The sequence below is a fragment of the Flavobacterium hiemivividum genome (genome assembly GCF_004349145.1).
Taxonomy (GTDB): domain Bacteria; phylum Bacteroidota; class Bacteroidia; order Flavobacteriales; family Flavobacteriaceae; genus Flavobacterium; species Flavobacterium hiemivividum.
This window is the reverse complement of sequence record NZ_SMFO01000012.1, coordinates 66,925-89,571: the sequence shown is the minus strand read 5'-3', so window position 1 is coordinate 89,571 and position 22,647 is coordinate 66,925. Positions and strand designations below refer to the sequence as shown.

General features: G+C 34.2%; 20 protein-coding genes. 11 read left to right on the top strand and 9 right to left on the bottom strand.

Annotation, left to right across the window (positions count from 1 at the left end):
- Positions 1-437: 437 nt before the first annotated feature.
- Positions 438-1,895, top strand: coding sequence for an APC family permease (locus E0F98_RS13805; RefSeq protein WP_132112461.1), 1,458 nt, complete (start codon positions 438-440; stop codon positions 1,893-1,895).
- On the opposite strand, the gene E0F98_RS13800 is transcribed toward E0F98_RS13805, so the two are convergent.
- Positions 1,896-2,579 (bottom strand): Crp/Fnr family transcriptional regulator, encoded by a 684-nt coding sequence (locus E0F98_RS13800; protein WP_132112459.1) that lies wholly within the window; start codon positions 2,577-2,579, stop codon positions 1,896-1,898.
- Between the two features lie 103 nt (positions 2,580-2,682).
- Between E0F98_RS13800 and E0F98_RS13795 the strand changes: the two genes are divergently transcribed.
- The 8 genes from E0F98_RS13795 (at position 2,683) to E0F98_RS13760 (ending at position 11,423) form a co-directional block, all read left to right on the top strand.
- Positions 2,683-5,061 carry a heavy metal translocating P-type ATPase gene (locus tag E0F98_RS13795; protein WP_132112457.1) on the top strand — a complete coding sequence of 793 codons (2,379 nt, stop codon included), beginning with the start codon at positions 2,683-2,685 and terminating at the stop codon, positions 5,059-5,061.
- A gap of 95 nt (positions 5,062-5,156) precedes the next feature.
- On the top strand, positions 5,157-5,348 hold the full coding sequence (gene ccoS / locus E0F98_RS13790; protein WP_132112455.1) for a cbb3-type cytochrome oxidase assembly protein CcoS: 192 nt from the start codon (positions 5,157-5,159) through the stop codon (positions 5,346-5,348).
- A gap of 2 nt (positions 5,349-5,350) precedes the next feature.
- Entirely contained in the window at positions 5,351-7,540 is a 2,190-nt protein-coding gene (gene ccoN, locus E0F98_RS13785; RefSeq protein ID WP_132112453.1) for a cytochrome-c oxidase, cbb3-type subunit I, read from the top strand.
- A gap of 5 nt (positions 7,541-7,545) precedes the next feature.
- Positions 7,546-7,716: a CcoQ/FixQ family Cbb3-type cytochrome c oxidase assembly chaperone gene (locus E0F98_RS13780; protein WP_132112451.1), complete on the top strand. Its 171-nt coding sequence runs from the start codon at positions 7,546-7,548 to the stop codon at positions 7,714-7,716.
- Positions 7,717-7,740: 24 nt separating this feature from the next.
- Complete coding sequence (locus E0F98_RS13775) at positions 7,741-8,628, top strand: cbb3-type cytochrome c oxidase N-terminal domain-containing protein (RefSeq protein WP_132112449.1); 888 nt, start codon at positions 7,741-7,743, stop codon at positions 8,626-8,628.
- A gap of 47 nt (positions 8,629-8,675) precedes the next feature.
- A complete protein-coding gene (gene ccoG, locus E0F98_RS13770; protein WP_132112447.1) occupies positions 8,676-10,094 on the top strand; it encodes a cytochrome c oxidase accessory protein CcoG in 1,419 nt (472 codons plus the stop codon).
- A gap of 121 nt (positions 10,095-10,215) precedes the next feature.
- Entirely contained in the window at positions 10,216-10,665 is a 450-nt protein-coding gene (locus E0F98_RS13765) for a FixH family protein (protein ID WP_132112445.1), read from the top strand.
- Between the two features lie 56 nt (positions 10,666-10,721).
- Entirely contained in the window at positions 10,722-11,423 is a 702-nt protein-coding gene (locus E0F98_RS13760) for a sulfite exporter TauE/SafE family protein (protein WP_132112443.1), read from the top strand.
- Between the two features lie 164 nt (positions 11,424-11,587).
- Here the strand turns inward: E0F98_RS13760 and hemN are convergent, their stop codons facing one another.
- The 4 genes from hemN to E0F98_RS13740 all read right to left on the bottom strand — a co-directional run bounded on the left by hemN (position 11,588) and on the right by E0F98_RS13740 (position 16,206).
- Positions 11,588-12,952 carry an oxygen-independent coproporphyrinogen III oxidase gene (gene hemN / locus E0F98_RS13755; RefSeq protein ID WP_132112441.1) on the bottom strand — a complete coding sequence of 455 codons (1,365 nt, stop codon included), beginning with the start codon at positions 12,950-12,952 and terminating at the stop codon, positions 11,588-11,590.
- A 131-nt stretch (positions 12,953-13,083) separates the two neighbouring features.
- On the bottom strand, positions 13,084-13,557 hold the full coding sequence (locus E0F98_RS13750) for a hypothetical protein (protein WP_132112439.1): 474 nt from the start codon (positions 13,555-13,557) through the stop codon (positions 13,084-13,086).
- A gap of 149 nt (positions 13,558-13,706) precedes the next feature.
- Entirely contained in the window at positions 13,707-14,054 is a 348-nt protein-coding gene (locus E0F98_RS13745) for a hypothetical protein (RefSeq protein ID WP_132112437.1), read from the bottom strand.
- A gap of 139 nt (positions 14,055-14,193) precedes the next feature.
- Positions 14,194-16,206, bottom strand: coding sequence for a DUF349 domain-containing protein (locus E0F98_RS13740; protein WP_132112435.1), 2,013 nt, complete (start codon positions 16,204-16,206; stop codon positions 14,194-14,196).
- Between the two features lie 458 nt (positions 16,207-16,664).
- Between E0F98_RS13740 and E0F98_RS13735 the strand changes: the two genes are divergently transcribed.
- On the top strand, positions 16,665-16,907 hold the full coding sequence (locus E0F98_RS13735) for a ribbon-helix-helix domain-containing protein (protein ID WP_132112433.1): 243 nt from the start codon (positions 16,665-16,667) through the stop codon (positions 16,905-16,907).
- Positions 16,900-17,046, top strand: coding sequence for a type II toxin-antitoxin system RelE/ParE family toxin (locus E0F98_RS16220; RefSeq protein WP_243699250.1), 147 nt, complete (start codon positions 16,900-16,902; stop codon positions 17,044-17,046). The genes E0F98_RS13735 and E0F98_RS16220 overlap by 8 nt, the downstream gene beginning before the upstream one ends.
- 272 nt (positions 17,047-17,318) lie before the next feature.
- Here E0F98_RS16220 and E0F98_RS13725 read toward each other — a convergent pair whose 3' ends face one another.
- From E0F98_RS13725 to E0F98_RS13710, 4 genes are all read right to left on the bottom strand, one after another.
- Positions 17,319-18,071 carry a shikimate dehydrogenase family protein gene (locus tag E0F98_RS13725; RefSeq protein WP_132112431.1) on the bottom strand — a complete coding sequence of 251 codons (753 nt, stop codon included), beginning with the start codon at positions 18,069-18,071 and terminating at the stop codon, positions 17,319-17,321.
- A gap of 2 nt (positions 18,072-18,073) precedes the next feature.
- The gene (locus E0F98_RS13720; protein WP_132112429.1) at positions 18,074-19,468 is read right to left on the bottom strand and encodes a tetratricopeptide repeat protein; all 1,395 of its coding nucleotides are present in this window, start codon (positions 19,466-19,468) and stop codon (positions 18,074-18,076) included.
- A gap of 131 nt (positions 19,469-19,599) precedes the next feature.
- Positions 19,600-20,796: an aspartate aminotransferase family protein gene (locus E0F98_RS13715; RefSeq protein ID WP_132112427.1), complete on the bottom strand. Its 1,197-nt coding sequence runs from the start codon at positions 20,794-20,796 to the stop codon at positions 19,600-19,602.
- Positions 20,797-20,818: 22 nt separating this feature from the next.
- Positions 20,819-22,465, bottom strand: a complete 1,647-nt coding sequence (locus tag E0F98_RS13710; RefSeq protein WP_394345850.1) for an OstA-like protein — start codon at positions 22,463-22,465, stop codon at positions 20,819-20,821.
- Positions 22,466-22,647: the final 182 nt, after the last annotated feature.

The window sequence follows — 22,647 nt, the reverse complement described above, 5'->3', positions numbered from 1 at the left end:
AATAGGAAAATTTTAATTTTCAAATATTCCAATTTTGGGAAGAAGCGAAGCTTCTAGCCAAAAAACAGGAATAGGAAAATTTTAATTTTCAAATATTCCAATTTTGGGAAGAAGCGAAGCTTCTAGCCAAAAAACAGGAATAGGAAAATTTTAATTTTCAAATATTCCAATTTTGGGAAGAAGCGAAGCTTCTAGCCAAAAAACAGGAATAGGAAAATTTTAATTTTCAAATATTCCAATTTTGGGAAGAAGCGAAGCTTCTAGCCAAAAAACATTAATAGTAAAATTTTAATTTTTAAATATTTCAATTTGGGAAGAAGCGAAGCTTCTAGCCAAAAAGCAGGAATAGGAAAATTTTAATTTTCAAATATTCCAATTTCGGGAAGAAGCGAAGCATTTATAATATCATTATTTTTAAAAGTCAATTGAAAATACATATGTCGGAAAATAAAACGGAGTTAAAGCGTTCTTTAGGATTAGTTGATGCTACAAGTTTAGTGGCTGGTTCGATGATTGGTTCAGGTATTTTTATTGTTACCGCCGCGATGGCTCGCGATATTGGTTCGGCAGCTTGGTTACTAATTATCTGGTTAGTGACTGGTTTGATTACTGTTGCAGCGGCATTAAGTTATGGTGAATTAGCCGGGATGATGCCAAAAGCTGGTGGTCAATTTGTTTACATACAGCGTGCGTACGGTAGATTAGTATCATTTTTATATGGATGGACCGTTTTTACCGTGATTCAAACCGGAGTTATTGCTGCAATTGCGGTGACTTTTGCTAATTATTCTGCCATATTTTTTCCGGTTTTAGACAATACACTTTTCACTTTGGGAGACAGTTTTGTTTTTCCTACTAGCAAATTATTAGCTATAGCGAGTATTGTTTTACTTACTTTCATCAATACAAAGGGAATAAAAAGCGGGAAGTTGATTCAATTAATTTTAACAGCTGTTAAAATATTAGCCCTTTTTATACTGATAGTATTTGGTTTGTATGTTGGATTTAACAATGATGTATTGTCCAATAATTTTGCCAATATGTGGGACGCAAGTAGGACTGTTTTAAATACTGACGGTTCAATTACAGTAACTGAGTTGACAGGTATGGCACTTCTGGGCGCTGCTGGTGCAACGATTATAAACTCTTTGTTTTCAAGTGATGCCTGGAATAATGTCACTTTTATTGCAGGTGAAATAAAGGAACCAAAAAAGAATATACCTAGAAGTTTATTTCTAGGAACGCTGATTGTTACTATTATTTATATCCTGGCAAACTTGGCTTATTTGGCATTATTGCCAATGCATGGAACTCCTGATGCTGCTGGTATATCTGGCAACGGAATCATGTTTGCAAGTAATGATCGAGTAGGAGCTGCTGCGGCAGGAATGATTATGGGAAACAGTAGTGTATTTATTATGGCTGCCTTAATTATGGTTTCTACTTTTGGCTGTAATAGCGGTTTGATCCTTTCTGGTGGGCGATTATTTTATGCTATGGCCAAGGACGGACTTTTCTTTAAAGAAGCTAAGATTTTAAATAGAAACCAAGTTCCAGCAAAAGCATTATGGGTACAATGTGCTTGGGCTTGTGTGCTTTGCGTGTCGGGTAAATTTGGCGATTTGTTAACGTATGCTACTTTCGCCTCTTTGCTATTTTACATACTGACTATTATGGGTGTATTTATTTTAAGGAAAAGAGAACCCAATGCAGAAAGACCTTACAGAGCTTTTGGATATCCTATTGTTCCTGCTTTGTATATAATGGTTACGACAGCAATTTGTATCATTTTACTAGTACATGATACCTTAAATACCGGTCTGGGTTTAGGAATTGTAGCATTAGGAATTCCTGTCTATTACTTATTCATGAATAAAAAGAATAGTGACAGTTAATTAATTTTCGGCAATTTTTTTTAATTTACAGATGTCAGTAATTGTAATCTTTTTGCCTACTAATTTTATAAGTCCTAATTTATTAAAATCAGATAGTAAACGGATACAGCTTTCGGTTGCTGTTCCTACTAAACTCGCCAATTCATCTCTTGAAAGTTGAATTTTTAGGGAATCATCTTCGTTTTTCCCGTAGGTATTGTGCAAGTGAAGTAGTGTTTCTGCTAATCGTTCTTTTACGGTTCTTTGTGCCATATTTACAGCATGAACATCGGCTTCTTTTAAGTCGCCACATATCGTTTTCATCACATTCATTGAAAACTGATTGTTTTTATCAAAGAATCCCATGACTTCGGTTTTTGGAATAAAACACACTTCCATATCTTCAAGTGCAACAGCACTTAAATTAACTGGTTCATCGCTAATCATTGAGCGTTGGCCTAGTAATTCTCCTTTCGAAACTAGTTTGACAATATGGTCTTTTCCGTTTGGACTCAGTTTTGTAAGTTTACAAACTCCGTCTTTAATGCAAAAAATTCCATTTACATTTTCTCCTTCTTCAAAAATTACTTCACCTTTTTTGATAATGCGTGATGTCTTACAACCAGAAAGCTTTACTAGTTCATCTTTGTTTAGAGCTTTCAATGAGCTGAATTCTCTTACAATACATTGTTCGCATTTTGACATGATGGACTTATTTAATAGACAAAATTACACATTTATATGACATATATCATATTATACTTAACATTCTTTTAGGAATTTTGCATCAGGTAAAATGAGCAAAATTATGGACACACAAAATTGTTTCCATTGTGGGTTAGACGTTATTAAAGCGGAAGAAATTATTTTTGACGATAAAAATTTTTGTTGCAACGGATGTAAAACGGTGTACGAAATTTTTAGTGTCAATGATTTGACTTGCTATTATGATTTCGAAAAATCCCCTGGAGCAACACCACTTGACATAAGTGGTAAATATGATTTTTTAGAAAACGAAAGTATCGTTTCAAAGTTATTGGAATTTCAAGAAGAGGCTACTGCGATTGTTTCCCTTAGCATACCGCACATTCATTGTAGCTCTTGTATCTGGATTTTAGAAAATTTACAGCGCCTTCAAAAAGGGATAAGTTACTCGCAGGTTAATTTTCCAGAAAAGAAAGTCAGAATTACGTACAATCCTGAAGCTGTTTCGCTGAGTGAAATTGTTTATCTACTAAGTTCCATTGGCTACGAGCCATACATTAGTTTAGAAAATTATGAAACCGGTAAAAAAAATATCGACAGAAGTTTGACCTATAAATTAGGAGTGGCTTTCTTTTGTTTTGGTAACATTATGTTGCTTTCCTTTCCCGAATATTTTGAGGTAAATGAATATTGGCTGGACACTTATAAACCCTTTTTTCGTTGGTTGATTTTTGCATTATCCCTACCTGCGTTTTTATATTCAGCTTCTGATTATTATGTTTCGGCTTATAAAAGCATTAAGTCTAATATGCTAAATATCGACATTCCTATTGCTTTGGGAATTATCGTGATGTTTGTGAGAAGTGCTACTGATATCATATTTGATTATGGTTCCGGTTTTTTTGATAGCTTGACCGGCCTAGTTTTCTTTATGCTGTTAGGTAAAATGTTTCAAATTAAGACCTATAGCTTTTTAAGTTTCGAAAGAGATTTTAAATCTTATTTTCCAATTGCCATCACCCGAATAAATAGCAATGCTTCTGAAGAAAGTGTCCCAGTTTATGATATTCAAAAGGGAGATCGATTGCTAATTAGAAATCAGGAATTAATTCCTGTAGACGGGATATTAATTAGTGAGAAAGCGTCAATTGATTATAGTTTTGTAACCGGTGAAGCGGTTCCCATTACTAAAAAATCAGGGGATAAGGTATTTGCGGGCGGAAAACAAATTGGTAAAGTTGTTGAAATGGAAGTGTTGTACTCTGTTTCTCAGAGTTATCTTACGCAACTATGGAGTAATGATGTTTTTCAAAAAAGAGTTTCACAAAAGTATAAAAGTGCAACCGATACAATAAGTAGGTATTTCACCCCTGCTTTATTGTTGATTGCTTTTGTGTCATTTGGATATTGGATTTTTATAAATACGAATACTGCTTTTAATGTTTTTACCGCTATTTTGATTGTGGCTTGTCCTTGTGCTTTAGCATTGACCGCTCCGTTTACGATGGGAAATGTGCTGCGAATTTTAGGAAAGCAGAAATTCTATCTTAAAAATGCACTGGTTATTGAGCAATTAGCAAAGGTGGATACTATTGTTTTTGACAAAACAGGAACCATTACCACTAATAAAAAAGCAAAAATTTCTTATGAAGGTAGGACTTTATCAAATGAGAATTTGATCAATATTAAAACGGTACTTCGCGGTTCTAATCATCCATTAAGCAGGATGTTGTATGATTCTCTTCCCGAAGTTAAAAGTGTTGTTATTACAGATTTTGAGGAAATTACTGGAAAAGGGATTCGGGCTAAAATTGATGGACTGGAGATTTTAATTGGATCAGCTGCCTTTGCAGGAAGTATAGATGAGAATACGGTGCTGCAAACAGCAGTTCATATTACTGTAAATAAGGAATATTACGGTAAGTATATTTTCAATAACCAGTATCGAGAAGGGCTAGAAGAGCTCTTTAAAAGTTTAAAGGGAAATTATCAAATAAAAGTTTTGTCTGGTGATAATGAGGGTGAAAAACTTTCTTTAGAAGCTTTACTGCCTCAGGGAACCGAATTGATTTTCGACCAAAAACCAGAACAAAAGCTTGACTTTATTAAGCAATTGCAGGAGCAGGGAAGGAATGTAATGATGGTAGGTGATGGCTTGAATGACGCAGGAGCATTGGCGCAAAGCGACGTAGGAATTTCGATTTCTGAGAATGTTAATGTATTCTCACCGGCTTGTGATGCGATTTTAGAAGCAAATGAATTTCAAAAACTACATTACTTTTTGAAGTTGTCTAAAAAAGCGATGAAGACCATTAAGATGAGTTTTGGACTCTCATTGCTCTACAATGTTATAGGTTTGTCTTTTGCGATTACAGGGCATTTATTACCCTTAGTTGCAGCTATAATTATGCCTTTAAGCACTATAACAGTAGTCAGTTTTGTAACTATTATGAGTAATTATTACGCTAAAAAATTAAGATAATTTTATATAAATATTAACAAGATCGAAGGAAGTATGACAATTGTCATATTATATATAGAAAGAGGAATTTAACTTTGCAAACACAAATTATAGGTATGAGTGTCATTTATTTATTAATCTCGATCAGTATAGTTGTTGCTATAGCTTTTTTTATTGCATTTCTAGTTGCAGTAAGAAGTGGTCAATATGACGATGATTATACTCCATCAGTCCGAATGTTATTCGACGATGAACTCAAGATTGCCTCCAAAAAGGAAATACAAACAACAGAAGAAAAACAGAATTAATTATGGAAATGCAGCAGTTTTATTATGACAACAAAATTGTAAAGAAGTTCATTTACGCTACCATTGTTTTTGGAATAGTGGGAATGACCGTCGGCTTATTATTAGCAACTTTATTTTTATTCCCAAACCTAACAGATGGTGTTTCGTGGTTGAGTTTTGGTCGATTAAGGCCTTTACATACTAATGCCGTTATTTTTGCTTTCGTTGGAAACGCAATGTTTGCCGGGATTTATTACTCTTTACAGCGCTTACTGAAGGCGAGAATGTACAGTGACTTTTTGAGTAACTTAAATTTCTGGGGATGGCAATTAATAATTGTTGCGGCAGCGATTACTTTACCGTTGGGATATACATCTTCAAAAGAATATGCTGAATTAGAATGGCCTATTGATATTGTTCTTACATTGATTTGGGTTGTTTTTGGTATCAATATGATCGGTACGATTTTAAAAAGAAGAGAACGTCATTTATATGTTGCTATTTGGTTTTATTTAGCCACTTTCGTGACGGTAGCGGTATTGCATATCTTCAATAGTTTGTCGATTCCAGTTTCAGCAATGAAAAGTTACTCCGTTTATGCTGGAGTTCAAGACGCTTTAGTGCAATGGTGGTACGGTCATAATGCCGTAGCTTTTTTCTTGACGACACCGTTTTTAGGATTGATGTATTACTTTGTTCCTAAAGCTGCAAATCGTCCAGTATATTCTTATCGATTGTCGATTGTTCACTTTTGGTCCCTAATATTTTTATACATCTGGGCAGGACCACACCATTTATTATATTCTGCTTTACCTAACTGGGCACAAAATTTAGGTGTAGTGTTTTCAATAATGCTATTGGCACCTTCTTGGGGAGGAATGATCAATGGTTTATTAACCTTACGTGGTGCTTGGGATAAAGTGCGTGTAGATCCTGTATTGAAATTCTTCGTAGTTGCAATTACCGGTTACGGAATGGTAACTTTTGAAGGTCCAATGTTGTCTCTTAAAAATGTAAATGCAATTGCGCATTTTACAGATTGGATCGTTGCACACGTTCACGTAGGTGCACTAGCGTGGAATGGATTTATGGCTTTTGGTATGATTTATTGGTTGATACCAAGAATGACAAAAGGGCCTTTGTTTTCTATGAAATTGGCAAACTTTCACTTTTGGATTGGAACCCTTGGGATTGTACTTTATACGATTCCAATGTATGTTGCTGGTTTCTTACAAGCTTCTATGTGGAAACAGTTCAACCCTGACGGTACATTAACTTATGGTAACTTTCTTGAAACGGTGACGCAGATTATGCCAATGTATTGGATGCGAGCTATCGGAGGTACATTGTATATTATCGGAATGTTTGTTTTGACTTATAATATTATAAAAACAGTTAGAGCAAATGCAAAAATCGAAGATGAATTAGCTGAGGCTCCAGAATTACAAAAAATTAGCAGCGGGCGAATTAAAGGAGAGAAATTCCACCCTTGGTTAGAAAGAAAACCGATTCAGTTAACAATACTGGCAACAGTGGCAATCTTAATAGGAGGGATTATCCAAATTGTTCCTACTATAATGGTGAAATCTAATATTCCAACCATATCAAGTGTAAAACCGTATTCTCCATTAGAATTAGAAGGACGTGATTTATACATCCGTGAAGGTTGTGTGGGTTGTCACTCTCAGATGGTACGTCCGTTTAGAAGTGAGGTGGAACGTTATGGACCACAGTCAAAAGCTGGTGAATTTGTATACGATCATCCATTCCTTTGGGGATCAAAACGTACTGGTCCAGATTTATTAAGAGTAGGTGGAAAGTATAACGACAATTGGCATTTTAACCACATGTGGAATCCACAAAGTACTTCGGCAGGTTCTATCATGCCAGGATACAAATGGTTGTTTGACAATAGTGCTTTAGATATTTCAGATATTGAAGGAAAGATGAAAGTGATGCAACAATTAGGTGTTCCTTATACTGATGCTGAAGTTGCAAACGCTAAGAATTCGATTAACGAACAATCGCAACAAATTGAAGATAACCTTCATGCAGACCCTGACTTTGTGAAAAGCTATGAAAACAGTAAGAAGAAGGCGGCCGCAAGAGGAGAAGAATTTGTTCCGATGCGTCAAAGAGAAATTGTTGCTTTAATTGCATACATACAAAGACTTGGAACAGATATTAAAGTAAAAGATAATACTAAAAACTAAACGTCATGTTTGAACAAATAAAACACAACATGGAGACGATCGCCGGAGTTGAAATCTATCCGATACTGTCTTTGTTAATTTTCTTTTTCTTCTTTGTGGGATTGGGTTTATGGGTGGTATCCTATAAAAAGGATAAAATTGATGAACTGAGTCAAATGCCCTTGGACGATAATTAATAGTATAATTTCAAAATAATTACAATGAAAAAATTAAATCCAGCATATTTCAGAGTACCGGTAATTTTCTTCATCATTCTTGGTGTCATGGAATATTTTATCGACTCAGGAGATACCCCAGCATTTGTAAAATACCCGATGGTTTCGGTATTTATGTTCGTATTCTTATTTCTATTAATAGCGATCGAAATTACGGTAACTGCAATTAATAATATTACTTATCAGATGCTTACCGCTGAGGAGAAAGTAAAAGTAGATGAAGTTGCTAACGCAAGTATTCAGGATAGAGAATGGTATCAAAAACTGATGAAAAAGCTAACCAGAACTGAGCCAATTGAAAATGAGGCAGGTTTGTTACTGAATCATGACTATGACGGTATCAAGGAATTAGATAATAATTTACCGCCATGGTGGGTTTATTTATTCTATGGTTGTATACTTTTTTCGGCAATTTATTTAGTTCGATTTGAAATCATGGACGGTGATAATCAAGAAATGGAACTTAAAAAAGAGTTGGCTCAAGCCAAAATTGATGTGGCAGAGTATATGAAAACGGCTCCAGATTTAATGGATGAGAAAACGGTAAGCGTGCTAACAGATCCTGCTGAAATAGCAGAAGGAGGAACACTTTATACGACTAATTGTGCTGCTTGTCATAGAGCTGATGGTGGAGGTCAAATAGGTCCTAACTTAACCGATGAAAATTGGATATTAGGTGGCGGAGTAAAAGAAATATTTCACACCATAACTAATGGAGGACGTGATGGTAAAGGAATGATTGCGTGGAAAGGAACTTTGAAACCAAAAGAAATTCAGAAAATAGCAAGTTACATATTATCTTTGAAGGGTAGTAATCCTGCAGACGCAAAAGCTGCTGAAGGAGAAGTATGGGTTGAAGAGGTTGCACAATAGTAGACGTTACTATAGGTGAATAATTAGACCAGTAAAAAACAGAAATAATGTCAAAGTTACCAGATGAAGCTTTTAGAGATACCATTGGTACCATCGATGATGAAGGCAATAGAAAATTTATATTTCCCAAAAGACCTTCGGGTAAATTTTGGGAATATAGAAAATGGGTTAGTTATTTTTTATTGATTATTTTGATTGCCAATCCTTTTATAAAGGTGAATGGCAATCAGTTCATGATGTTCAACATTCTGGAAAGGCGATTTAATATTTTTGGATTTCCTTTTTGGCCGCAGGATATTTATTTATTCGTGCTCTTTATGATTGTAGGTATCGTTTTTGTCATCTTATTTACGGTCATCTTTGGAAGAATTTTTTGTGGTTGGATTTGTCCGCAAACCATATTTTTAGAAATGGTTTTTCGAAGAATCGAATTTTGGATTGAAGGAGATAGAGGTGCTCAAATTAGATTAGAAAAACAGGAATGGAATAGCGAAAAAATAAAAAAGAAGGCATTCAAATGGACTATCTTTTTAATAATTTCTTTCCTTATTGCTAATGTCTTCCTGGCTTATGTGATTAGTAGCGATGAGTTGATAAGAATGATTGAAGAAGGACCTTCTAGTCATTTAAGTACATTAATAGCCTTATCTATTTTTACGGGAGTATTCTATTTCGTCTTTGTTTGGTTTAGAGAACAAGTTTGTATTATCGCCTGTCCCTACGGAAGATTGCAAGGTGTTCTTTTAGACAATAAATCAATAAACGTAGCTTATGATTTTGTACGTGGTGAAAAAGAAGTAGGCCGTGCAAAATTCAAGAAAAATGAGGACAGAGAACTTGCTGGAAAAGGGGATTGTATCGATTGTAAACAATGTGTCAATGTTTGTCCTACGGGAATTGACATTCGCAACGGGACGCAATTAGAATGTGTCAACTGCACAGCTTGTATTGATGAATGTGATGTAATAATGGAGAGTGTAGGATTGCCAAAGGGATTAATTCGCTATGCATCTGAAGACGAAATAGAGAAAAAAGCGCCGTTTAAATTCACGGCTAGAATGAAAGGATATACTGCTATGTTGGCTATTTTAGTCGGTATATTAATTGGTTTGTTGTTTTTACGCAATGATGTTGAAGCGACCATTTTAAGACTGCCGGGACAATTGTTTCAGCACAAAGGAGACAATATCAGCAATATCTATACTTATAAAATCATTAATAAAACTAATAATGATTTTAAAGACGTTCATTTCAAATTAGCAGGAATTAAAGGAACGTTAAAATTGGTAGGAAACCAGTCTATAAAAGTGCCAAAACAAGGAATGAGTAACGGAACTTTGTTTGTAGAAATTAATGAAGTTTTATTAGAAAGTGATAAAACAACACTGAAAATTGAAGTTTACGAAGGCGATAGGAAAGTGGTAACTAGTTCAACTAATTTTTTAAGCCCTAGAAATTTCGAATAAAAAGGTTGGTTTGGTATGACTTTATCTGAGTTAGGGTATAAATTACCTATAGAATAATTAATAATAAACATTCTCATCTGCCATCGAGAATTACCTTTTATGGGTTAGTTGGCTTTGTATTATGAAAATAAATTGGGGAACAGGAATTGCAATTGCTATCGCATTATTCATCAGTTTTATATTATATTTTGTTATTAAGGTACAATCAAATTCAAAATATGATAATGAATTGGTTGTCGAAGAATATTACAAGAAAGATGCTGTTTTTGGGAAAGAGATGAAACGGGTACAAAACGCGGAAGATTTAGCTGAGAAACCTGTAATTACAGAAACTGCGGCCGGAATAACGATCGTTTTTCCAGCTGTTTTTATTCCAAATAAGATTAAAGGAAAAGTGTCCCTTTATAGACCGTCTAACAAAAAATTAGATTTTGAAACGTCAATTTCGTTATCTAATCCATCTTTGCTCATACCTAAATCAAATTTGGTAGGCGGTCGATGGGACATTAATATGGAATGGCAATACGACGGCAAGGAGTACTTAACAAAGGAAACAATTTACATTAATTAGTCATGAAGTTAGAATTTCAGTAGTTCTGATATTCGACTTTCAAACATTTGAGTCAAATGTTATATACAGCCTTTTTTTTCGGTCTAATCAGTAGTTTTCATTGCATAGGAATGTGTGGACCTATTGCTATGATGTTGCCTGTCGATAGAAATAATCCGACTAAAAAAGTGACTCAGATTTTTACTTATCACATTGGTCGATTGACTGCTTATGGAACAATCGGACTCATTTTCGGTTTAGTAGGCAAAGGTTTTTTTATGGCAGGAATCCAGCAAAATTTATCGATATTCATAGGTGTCGCAATGATTGCTGTTATTTTGATTCCCGAGAAAACTTTCGCAAAATACAACTTCTCAAAACCTGTTTTCGTTTTAATTTCAAAAATGAAAGCAACCTTAGGAAGTCAATTTAGAAACAAAAGTTATAAGTCGCTATTCACCATAGGTTTATTAAATGGATTTTTGCCCTGTGGTATGGTTTATGTTGCCTTATTTGGAGCAATAGCCATGCAAAATGCTGGTTTTGGAGTCTTATACATGGTCTTATTCGGATTAGGGACTGTGCCCATGATGAGTAGTGTGATCTACATCAATTCGTATTTGACTCTTTCGATTCGAAACAAAATTCAAAAAGTGATTCCCTATGTTGCTGTTTTAATTGGAGTCTTATTTATTTTGAGAGGATTGGGATTGGGAATTCCTTATGTTTCTCCTTCAAATACCAGTTTGTTTATTCAGGGAACTCCACATTGTAATTAGATATTTAATCGCTGTTTACCATTGTTGCATTTTATCTGTGACAATAATTCACATAGAATCAAGTCTTAATTTTAGCAACGAAAAAGGGTAGCGTTTTAACGGCTACCCTTTGTGGTATTTATTATTTTCATCAAATGATTTGATCTTTGGCTGCAGCCAAAATATTAAATTGTCATGGAGAACAGCGCAGTATCTGGGGCTTTTCGTTTTAAATGCAGGTCAAACGCCATGCAGATATTACGAATGTATGGCTTACCACTTTCGGTTACCTGTAGACGCTCTTTATGCATTTCTAGCAGTCCATCTTTTTCCATTTCTTTCAGTTGGATAAGAACTTCTGGAATTTCTTTGAAATAAGTTGAGGTATCTGCCCAGGAAGTTCCAAATTCACACATTAAATTTAAAATGTGTTTTCTGATGATAAGGTCTTCATCGGTTAGCAAGTGTCCTCTAAAAATAGGTAATTTATCTATTTTCAAGACTTTATAATAATCTTCTATCTTTTTCTCATTTTGTGCAAAACTATACCAGCTATCACTTATCGAAGAAACGCCTAATCCAATCATTAACTGTGTTTTTGACGAACTGTAGCCCATAAAGTTACGGTGCAATTTACCGTTCTCATAAGCTTCATATAGGCTATCGGTTTTTAAGGCAAAGTGGTCCATTCCTATTTCATGGTAGCCGTTTTCCTGAAGCAATTCCTTACCTGTTTGATACAGCTTTCTCTTTTCATTGTCTTTTGGAATGTCTTCATCTTTAAAGCCACGTTGTCCATTACCCTTTATCCAAGGCACATGAGCGTAACTGTAAAAAGCCAAGCGATCTGGCTGCAATGATTTTGTTTTTTCGATAGTATCGATTACATCTTCAATTTCTTGAAAAGGAAGTCCAAAAATAATATCATGACCTATTGAAGTGTAGCCTATTTCCTTTGCCCAAAAAGTTACTTTAGCAACATTGTGAAAAGGTTGTTCCCTGTGAATTGCTTTTTGTACTTTTTCAGAATAATCTTGAACACCAAAACTTACTCTTCTAAACCCTAAATCATATAACTTTTGTAAATGTTCGTGCGTCGTGTTGTTTGGATGTCCTTCAAAGCTAAATTCATAGTCTTTTGCCTTCGTAGCTAATGAAAAAATACCGTCAATTAAATACTCTAGGTTTTGAGGAGAGAAAAACGTGGGTGTTCCTCCGCCCAAATGGATTTCTTTGATTGCGGGTTTTTTATCTAAGATTTCACAGTATAAAGACCATTCTTTTAAAACAGCTTCTATGTATGGACTTTCTAAAGTGTGGTTTTTAGTTATGCGTTTATTACAACCACAAAAAGTACATAAGCTTTCGCAAAATGGTAGATGTATATAAAGACTGATGCCTTCTTCTGAATTGCTTTGGGTGAATGATTTTTTAAAAGTATCGATCCAGTTTTGATATACAAAGTCCGCTTCATTCCAGTAAGGAACTGTTGGGTAGCTGGTGTATCGTGGACCAGGAACATTATATTTTTGAATCAGCGATTTTTTCATGAGATATCAATTTTCATTAATCAAAAGTAATACTAAGGCTAAATATTTAAAATGATAATTATCATATTAAAAAAAACATAAAAAAAAGAGGCTTTTTTGAGCCTCTTTCATTGAATATTAATTAGTTATAATTAGGAAATACAATTGTCAATTTTGTCTTTCCATTTTTTTGCTAGTTGATGATCTTCATGCAAACGAATCTGTCCAAGTTGATCGTTCTCAATTTTATAAAACAAAGCAGTTGCTGCTTTTTTATTCTCTTTATAATTAAATTCCAATTCGATTCTATTAGTTGTATTAGTTTTGTTTTCAGTAGTTACTACTAATTTACTGGATAGAATATCATTTAAATTCACAAAAGAAACGATTTCTGGTTTAGAATTGAAATCCATTAATAGGAAACCTTTGTTTTTTTCGTCTAAAGCCAATACTTTTTTATTTAGAGTTTCTGTTACCTCAAAGTTGAAATGACCATTTTGACTGAATTGATCTTTTATAGATTTGATTTTTGATTTATTAACTGATGAAGATCTTGCGGAATAGTAGAAAGGTATAGCGAATAGTAATGTTACTACAATGCCTATTATGATTACGGATGTGTCCATTTTTTTTATTTTTTTAGTGATTTATATAACAAGATAATTTGAATTGTCTATCAAAAGATAGCAATTCGATAAAGGACGAAAAACAGGCCCTCTAATAACAAACCAGTTTAAGTATTAACTGTGCTTGTATAATTATTTGAGATTTTAAATTACCAAAAAGAATGATAGGGAAATAATAGTAGTGAAACCATTTCACATCGATTGATGTCTTGATTTGCAAAACGATTAAAGAGGGTTTTAATTTTAAAATCTGGAATTGCAGTCAAGAAACTATCCAGATATTTTAAAAGTGAGGAATTGGAAGTTTTTTGAAGTACAACAAATATATTGCTAATCTGCGGCTGAATGAAAGCGGAAGTGTGGATGTTATCAGACGAAAAAACGGAAACTGATTTTTCTATTTCGATGGAATGACCCAGAGATTTATCTGCATTAAAAGCAAACAATAAAACTAATGAAAGCCCCATAATAAATATGGTTTTCCTTATCCAATTCATGCGGTAAATATAGAGCTTAACATTGAGTTTCTAAAATTATTTAGTGTTAATGAAGGTTAAATAGTTTAAAATCATTTTATAAAAAAACCTCGAACATTTACTGTTTGAGGTTTAGTATCTTGATTACGAATTAAAAAAATTATTCTATTTTCAAGTTTCGCAATTGCTTTAGTTTTTCTTTCCAGCCGTCTAAGCTTTCTTTATGAATAGCAATATTTTTTCTGACTTCTAATACGATTGAATTTTCTTTTTTTGCATTTCTAGTGTTTGTAAAAAACTGAATGTTATTTTCTAATTGCAAGATTTCATTATTCACTTCATCAATCTTACGCATCAAGAAAATCTTTTCGCTTTCAATCTTTCGAGTATCGTTATTTTCAGATAAACCTTCAATTCTATTTGTAAAGCGCAAAAGATCAGTGTCTTTTTTACTTAAACTCAATTTATCAAATAAGGCATCCAGGATTTTATTGAATTTCCCTTCAATATGTCTTCTTGGAAAAGGGACTTTTCCAAAGTTTTTCCACGTTTCGATATGCAATTTTATAGCATCCAAATCGGTTTTATGATCGCCTGTCAATTGGTATTCACGCAAGGTCTCTAGATAAGACTTCTTTTTATCAAAAGCTTCTATTTCTTCAGCGTTATGTTCGTCTTTTTGCTCTTTTAATTTATTGAAATAATTGTTGCAAGCATCTTTAAACTCTTTCCAGATTTTATCAGAGTATTTTCTTGGGACATGACCTATTTGTTTCCATTCCTCTTGAATTTTCTTCATGATTGGGGTAGTAGCAGTATAGTCAGTGCTTTCCTGTAATTGTTGTGCTTTAGCGACAAGCGCGTTTTTCTTCTCTAAATTCTCATTTTGTTCTCTTTTAATATCTTTATAGAAAGAGTTTTTAAAAGAATTAAAATTTCTAACGGCTAATTTAAATGCTCCCCAAGTTTCTTCATTTACATCTGAAGGAACTTTCCCTGCTGCGAAAAAAGCAGCTCTTAAGGCTTCCACTTTTTCAATTTGAGCAAGCCATTGCGAATGACTGTTTACTTTTACAGTAGCCAAAACTTCAATTGCGGCAATAATCTCTTTTTTCTTTTCTAGGTTTTCTAGTTCAGTGCCTCTTAATTTTTCAAATAAAACCTCACGCTTGTCGTGCATTTTTTTTGTTAGATCACTAAATTGATTCCAAATGGCATCGCGATGTTCTTTAGAAACTGGACCTATATCTTCTTTCCAGATTTTATGGAGATCTTGTAATTCTCTAAAAGCTTTATTTACATCAGCTTCGTTCACTAACTCTTCAACTCGCGCAACAATTTTTTGCTTTTGTTCTAGATTGTGCTTGAAATCTAAGTCTCTCGCTTCACGATCTAAATGCAAGTAATCATAGAAATTCTCCACATGAAAATGGTAATTATTCCATACGTGGTTGTATTTGTCCTTCGGAATCGAACCTGCATTTTTCCATCTTTCTCTTAACTCATTAAAATGTTTTAAGGTGTCTTTAATGTTTTCCTGCGGATTAATCAGCTCTTTTAATTCTTCAACAATGGCTAATCGATTTTCTAAATTCGATTTCAAGTTAGTTTGCAAACTCTTGAAATGAGTATTTTTATTATCTCTGTAAGTAGAGTAGGATTGATCAAATTTTACTTTTAAAGGGAAATGGTATTGAAAATCTTCGGTTGTATCAGGATTTTCAGTGTGGTATTCCTCTTTTTTCTCTTCGATAAAATGGTTGTACTTGGCTAAAAAAGCTTTTTTTATTTCTTCTACATGCTCTTTTACTGACATTACCTTGTCGTTTGCAACCAGAATTAGAAGTTCATCTACAAGTTGCTCCATCGACAATGTGTCATAATCTTGCATCGGGATGTGGTGACGGTCTTTTAAAGTCTCGTCTTCACTTTCTTCAGCATTAGAATCATCTATTGAATTTAAAGCTTTTTGATTTACATGCTCAGTTTCAACATCTGCGGTAACCACTTCTTCTTCAGTGGTCTCGGCAGTATTTTCTGCTGTAGCCTCCGCTGTTTCTGCGGTAGTCGCTTCGTTTTCTGTAATTACGCTCTCTAGTTGAATAGATTCATTTGAATCATTTGGTACATTTCCATCTGCTGTTGGCAGGTTGTCATTCTTTTCTTCTAACATTTTTTTAAATGTTTAAGGTTCCTATTTTATCGAAAACGAAAGATAGTAAAGGAATGTTAAAATACAAAATAATTGCCTTATTTATAGTCGTTTTAGCTTAGTGATTTGCTTTTTTTGAAGCAATTTCCTGCTATTCGCTATATCTTTTTCTCCTTAGTTTAGTTCAGTATCCTGAACTAAAGGAAGGAGAAAAAGGATGCCGCTACTATCAGGGCTAGCGTTTAGTGGTTCATTGATGAGTAAATATATTGATAGAAATGAAAAAGTCCCACCGAAGCAGGACGAAAGATTTTCATTTGAGAATAAACGCATTATAAATATGATTATCAGGGAAATATGGATGTTGAATTGTATGTGGAATTTGAAAAATCGGGTCGTCTTCAAGCTATAATATGTGTTTTTAGGATTTTGAAAATTGCACTTTTTGGTGTAAATTTACACCACTAAACATTTCAATTATGTCAAGACAAAGTATCACTTTAGCCAATCAAAATGATGAATGGTTAAAACAACAAGTTGCCAACGAAGAATTTACTAGTAAAAGTGAAGCGGTTAATTATCTAATTAAGCAAGCACGAGAACGTGATGAATATGTTGAATTTGTTCGCATGAAGTTAGATAAAGCCGAGAAAAGTGGATTTGCTAAAAAACAAACAAGAGAAGAAATGTTAGCAGAATTCAAAAAGAAATTAAATGTATAGCTATCATTTAAATGAATTAGCAAAAGAAGATTTGTTAAGAATATACGAATATGGAATAGCAAAATTTGGTTTAAATCAGGCAGATAAGTATTTTATTATGATGCAAGATTGTTTTGATAAAATCGCTTCAAATCCGTAATCATTTCCAAATGCAATTCGTTACCGTGACGGTTATAGATATTGTGTTTGTGGTGTTGACACCATTTTTTATAAATTAATGCTGATGAAATAGAAATAATGGCAATCATTGGCAGGCAAGATTATCCATAAGAATATTAAAACAGTGACAAAACATTGAAAGCGGCACCCTCACGGATGTCGCTCTTTATATAAAAACAATCCTTTATTAAATGGAATTACCGAGGTGATTCTATTTAATAAAGGATTGTCATTATGTAATTAGTGTTCTACTTATTCTTTATTCCAAATCTTCCATGCTTTTTCCGCTTGGTACACAAGCATTTCATAGCCATTTTTAATTTGGGCACCTTGTTTTTTTGCCTTTTTAAGAAACTGCGTTTCTGCAGGATTGTAAATCAGGTCAAAAGCGATGTGTCTTTCGGTGAAGTATTCGTACGGAATTGCGGGTGATGATTCAATATCTGGGCTTGTTCCTACTGGGGAGGTATTTATTATAATATGGTAATTATCGAAAGTACTCGCATCGATTTGATCATAAGAAACAGCGATTTCTTTGGCTTCTCTAGAAACAAATGTATATTCAATACCTAATTCATGCAAAGCAAAAGCAACGGCCTTTGAAGCGCCTCCAGTTCCTAGGATCAGTGCGTTTTTATGATGTTTCTGCAATAAAGGTTTTAGTGCTTTCTTGAAGCCGTAGTAATCCGTATTATAACCTTTTAACTTTCCTTTTTTTGTGACTTTTATGGTGTTTACAGCTCCAATAAGAGCTGCTTTTTTTGATAATTTACTTAAAAAAGGAAGTACAGCTTCCTTATACGGAATAGTAACATTAACTCCTTTTAAATCGGAGTTGTTTTTTATAATTTCTCCAAATTTTGCGATGTCTTGAACATCAAAATTTTCGTATGTACAACCTTCAAAATTCTCATTGTTGAATTTATCAATGAAATAGCCTTTCGAAAAAGAATAGCTAATATTTCGACCCAATAAACCAAAGCGTTTTCTAGCGTTCTCTAACATTTTTATTTTTTATATTTTGCAATGTAATTTTGTACCATCTTTTTGATCCAAACGACAGGAAATAAATCTTCGAGAATAATATAATTATCAAAGTTCAATCGCAAGCCATTACTCAAATGGAACTTTGCTTTTGTATTGTCTTGAATCATAAAGTACAATCCCGCTAAACGGTATTCTACTTCATTTTCCTCAGGATAATATTCAGATGCTTGTAACAAGGTTTGAATAGCGCTTTCAAACTCACCTAAGAACTGTAGAATGTCCACCCAAAATAACCATGTGTCTAATTCATGATCACCAAACTCAACCGCTTTTCTAAAACCAAATTCAGCTTCTTCAAATAGGTCCATGTGTTTGTTGATAGTGGCAAAACGCTTCCAGTACAAACGGTTCTGGTTGTCAATTGCTAAGGCCTTATTGACATAAAACAAGGCTTTTTGATAGTTCTTTTGGCGGATGTAAAAATCAGTGATCGCAATCCATCCTTTGTCTAATAAAGGATCTTCATGAACTGTTTGATCGAAAAATTTTAGGGCTAGTACTTTATTGCCCAGTTTTTCATGGCATTTTCCTATTCGAAGCAAAGCATAACTAGTGGCATCGTCTAACTCTATAGTACGGCTGTAGCTTTCTATTGCCTCTTCATATTTTTTTAATCGCTCAAAAGCTTTTGCTTTTTCCATGAATGCACCAAGGAATTCGTCATCGATTAAGGTAGCATAATCAAAGGCGCGAATGGCGTTTTCATAATCTTTAACTCCATAATACAAACGCCCCATTTGATGCCAAGCTATTTCGCTGTAGGGATTCTTATCGATGTATTTATTCAAATAGGCAATCGCATCTAAATTTTGATCTAAAAATTCGAAACAATATACTACATTATAAAGTGCCGATTGATCATCAAGATCTTCTTCTAAACACTTGATAAAACTTTGCTTTGCCATTTCCAGATTATCCATAAATAGATATTCCATCCCAATTAAATTATACACATCGGCATAATCATCAGTATATTTCAGAGCGGTATTTAGAAATTCAACAGCCTTCTCGTGTTGGTCTCTTTTAGAGTAGATATTGGCTTTTTGAATAAAAATTTCTTCATTTGTAGGTTCGATGGCATATAGCTCATTGAGTAATTTCTCAGCTATTTCCAGTTTATCATCGTACACGAGCATTTCTACTTGAACCAACTTCAATCCAGTTGATTTTGGGTGTTGATCCAGTGCAAGCTTTAGTGCTTTTTTTGCCAGTGCGGCCTTACCCATATCCAGATAATGAAGAATGATTTCTTCAAATTCCTCGGAGTCAAAAAAGAGAACTTTGTTGGTTTTCAACATAGACTCAAATTTTGAAAGAGATAAGTTATAGTCTTCTTCTTCGTTGCTTAATTGCATACTTTGTTTTTTAGAATTTGGCCTATTTAAAATTAGGCATCCTTACTTTTGTTGCGAAGAAAATTCAGAATTGTTGTGAACAATTTAATTAACAAAAAATAAATTTATTATTTATATGCTATTATATTATGTTAATCAATTTGATTCGACAATAGTACTTCATCCATTACTTCTAGCATTATTGCGCAGCCTTCACGTATTTCATCTTCTGAAATTGTAAGTGGCGGCGTAATTCTTATCGCACATCCTTCAAATAGTAACCAGAATAAAATAAGTCCTTTGTCTTGACATTTTAAAATCACTTCATTAGTTATTGCTGCACTGCTTGTCATAGCTGCTAGCATTAACCCTTTTCCTCGAATTTCTTGTATCAAAGGGTGTACCAAAAGTGATTTAAATAATTTTTCTTTCTCTAGAGTTTGGGCCATTAGATCGGTCTCAGTAATTTCTTTCAAAGTCGCCAAACAGGCTGACGCAATGACAGGATGCCCACCAAAAGTCGTAATATGTCCCAGTTTTGGATTATCGCTCAATAAATCCATCATTGCCGCCGAAGCTGTAAAAGCGCCTACAGGCATTCCGCCTCCCATTCCTTTACCCATAACAATAACATCAGGAACGACATCATAATTCTGGAATCCAAAAAGTGTTCCTGTTCGTCCAAAACCCGGTTGGATTTCGTCTAGTATCATAAGGGCTCCAACTTCAGAACAGCGTTTTCTAACTTTTTTTAGAAAGTCATTATGTGGTTGTATAAATCCAGCTCCACCTTGAATTGTCTCTAAAACAATTCCAGCGGTTTTAGTTGTGATTTTTTCTAAATCGGCTTCATTATTAAAGGTAATGAAATCTACGTCAGGAATCAATGGACGAAAGATTTGTTTTCGTTCTTCAAAACCCATGATACTCATCGAGCCCATAGTATTTCCATGATAAGCATTGTGACAAGAAATCAATTGACTTCGACCAGTTACGCGTCGAGCTAACTTTAGTGCGCCTTCAATGGCTTCAGTTCCTGAGTTAACGAGGTAGGTCTTGTCTAATGGTGCCGGTAGGAGGGAGGCAAGTAGTTTGCAATATTCCACGGCTGGGCTTTGGGAATATTCTCCGTAAACCATTACATGTGAATATTTATCCAGCTGATCTTTGATGGCCTGGTTTACTCTTGCGGGTTGGTGACCTAGCGTACAAGCCGAAACTCCTGCCACAAAATCCAGGTATTTTTTATTGTTAGTGTCGTAGATATAAGAGCCTTTGGCATAGGATACTTCCATACCCAAGGGATACGGAGAAGTTTGTGCCTGGTATTTTATGAAATCAGTATTCAAAATTATATATTATTGGATTGTTTTACTTTACCTCTTTTTTTGAAGAGGGACTTTTTTTCTTATCGTAATTCAAGGTTTCCTTTCGAATTTTCATCGGGACGTTTTCTTTTGCATCTTCCTTTTTTCCCTCTTTTATCATTTTATCATTGAGTTCGTTGTCTTCCTCCGAAAAGATATCATCTTTGGATTTTATTCTTTCATCACCCCGCCAGACAAGTCCTCTCAGTTTTCTTGCGTTTTCGGGCAACTCAGCATCAGGGTAAATATCACCATCAATTTGGTTGAAAAAAGTAATCGTTTCTACCGCATTATCTTCTAAAATGAGGTTGATTTTACTGCTTACATTTTTATTGATTCCAATTAGTTCATTGGCGTCATTTCGCATGTAGTAGAGTACTTCTGCATTTTTTACAATATCGACATCATGTAGTTTTCCTTCCTTAAACTTCCCATATAGATTTTGTCCTTTCACCTGATTATAGCCTGTTCCTAAGGTGTCTTTAGAGACTAGAAAAGTATTGTTGAGTACTTTGAGCGAATCAAGCTCTTGAGAAGTATTGTTCCCTATAAGATGCATCACGTCTCCTGTAATCTGGCTTTCTCCGTTCCATAGCACTGGATTTCCTATCAATTTTGTAATCGCAGTTTTTGCACTCGAATGAATTGAATCGCATTTTCCGCTCATGTCTGTTTTAAAAAAACGCACATTATTAAAAGCACGAATAATTCGGTTGTCTTCTTTACCAGTTACCATCAATCTTTTACCGTGAATATAAACGGAGTCATTTTCGACAAAATTCACAGCGACCGCTCCTTTGGTGACAAACATAGAATCTTGTTTTTTATACATTTCGGCATAATGTCCCTTTACAATTCCGCGATTGACAGAATCTGTTATTTTTACATTTCTAGTGGCAGAAGCAAACTCTTTAGTTCGATCATAATACAAGCTATCGCCTTCAATTAACCGATCTTCATATTTTATGTAGGACTTTCGAAGAAAATGGCCCACATTTTTTTTGGTGTCATAGAATCCTTTTTCGGTATAGATATAATTTTTCTTACTAGTAATTGTGGATGGTCCAAAAAGATAAGAGTGACCTGAGTTGGTGAAATAATCCACATGATTGGATTTAATCACATACGTAGGATTGGTAATTGTAACAGCAGTCAGGAACTGGAATTTTTTTTGAGTTACATAATACTTACCTGATTTACTCACTAATGTATTGTCTTTATTGACAATGGTTCCTTTGGTATTGTAATATACTTCTTGAGAATTTCGATCAAAATTTATCGTGTCAGTTGCTAGTGTAGCATCCGGCGAACTCATAAAAGCCTCGCCGGTGGCAAATGCTTTCTTTACATTACCGCTGTATTCTGCATATTTGCTGTTTAGAAAAAGAGTGTCTCCTTGAACTAGTTGCACATTTCCAAAAGCTTTTATGTAGTTTTCTTTTTGAAAATAATACGCCTTATTGCAGGTTAAAACAACGCCATCATGATTCACACGTACGTTTCCGGTAAGCAAAAAGGCATCTGGCATCTCCGCCTGATTTACATCTGCAAAATCAGAATGCTCAACAATAATTTTTTTTGGTGCTTGTCCCAAAACGGATTTTGAGCTTAGTATTGCCAAACAACAGATGAAAAATAAGGACTTCTTCAATGGATTTATTTTTTGTTCAAATTTAAGAAAAAGGAAACAATCCTAATGGATATTAGCATTTATTTATAAATTCATAATTATCAATTGCAATTGCTGGTTTTACTTCGCTTATTAAGTTATCAACAAATAGTCGAACTCTCTCGTTGTAGTACCTATTTTCTATAGTTTATTGGTTTAAACTG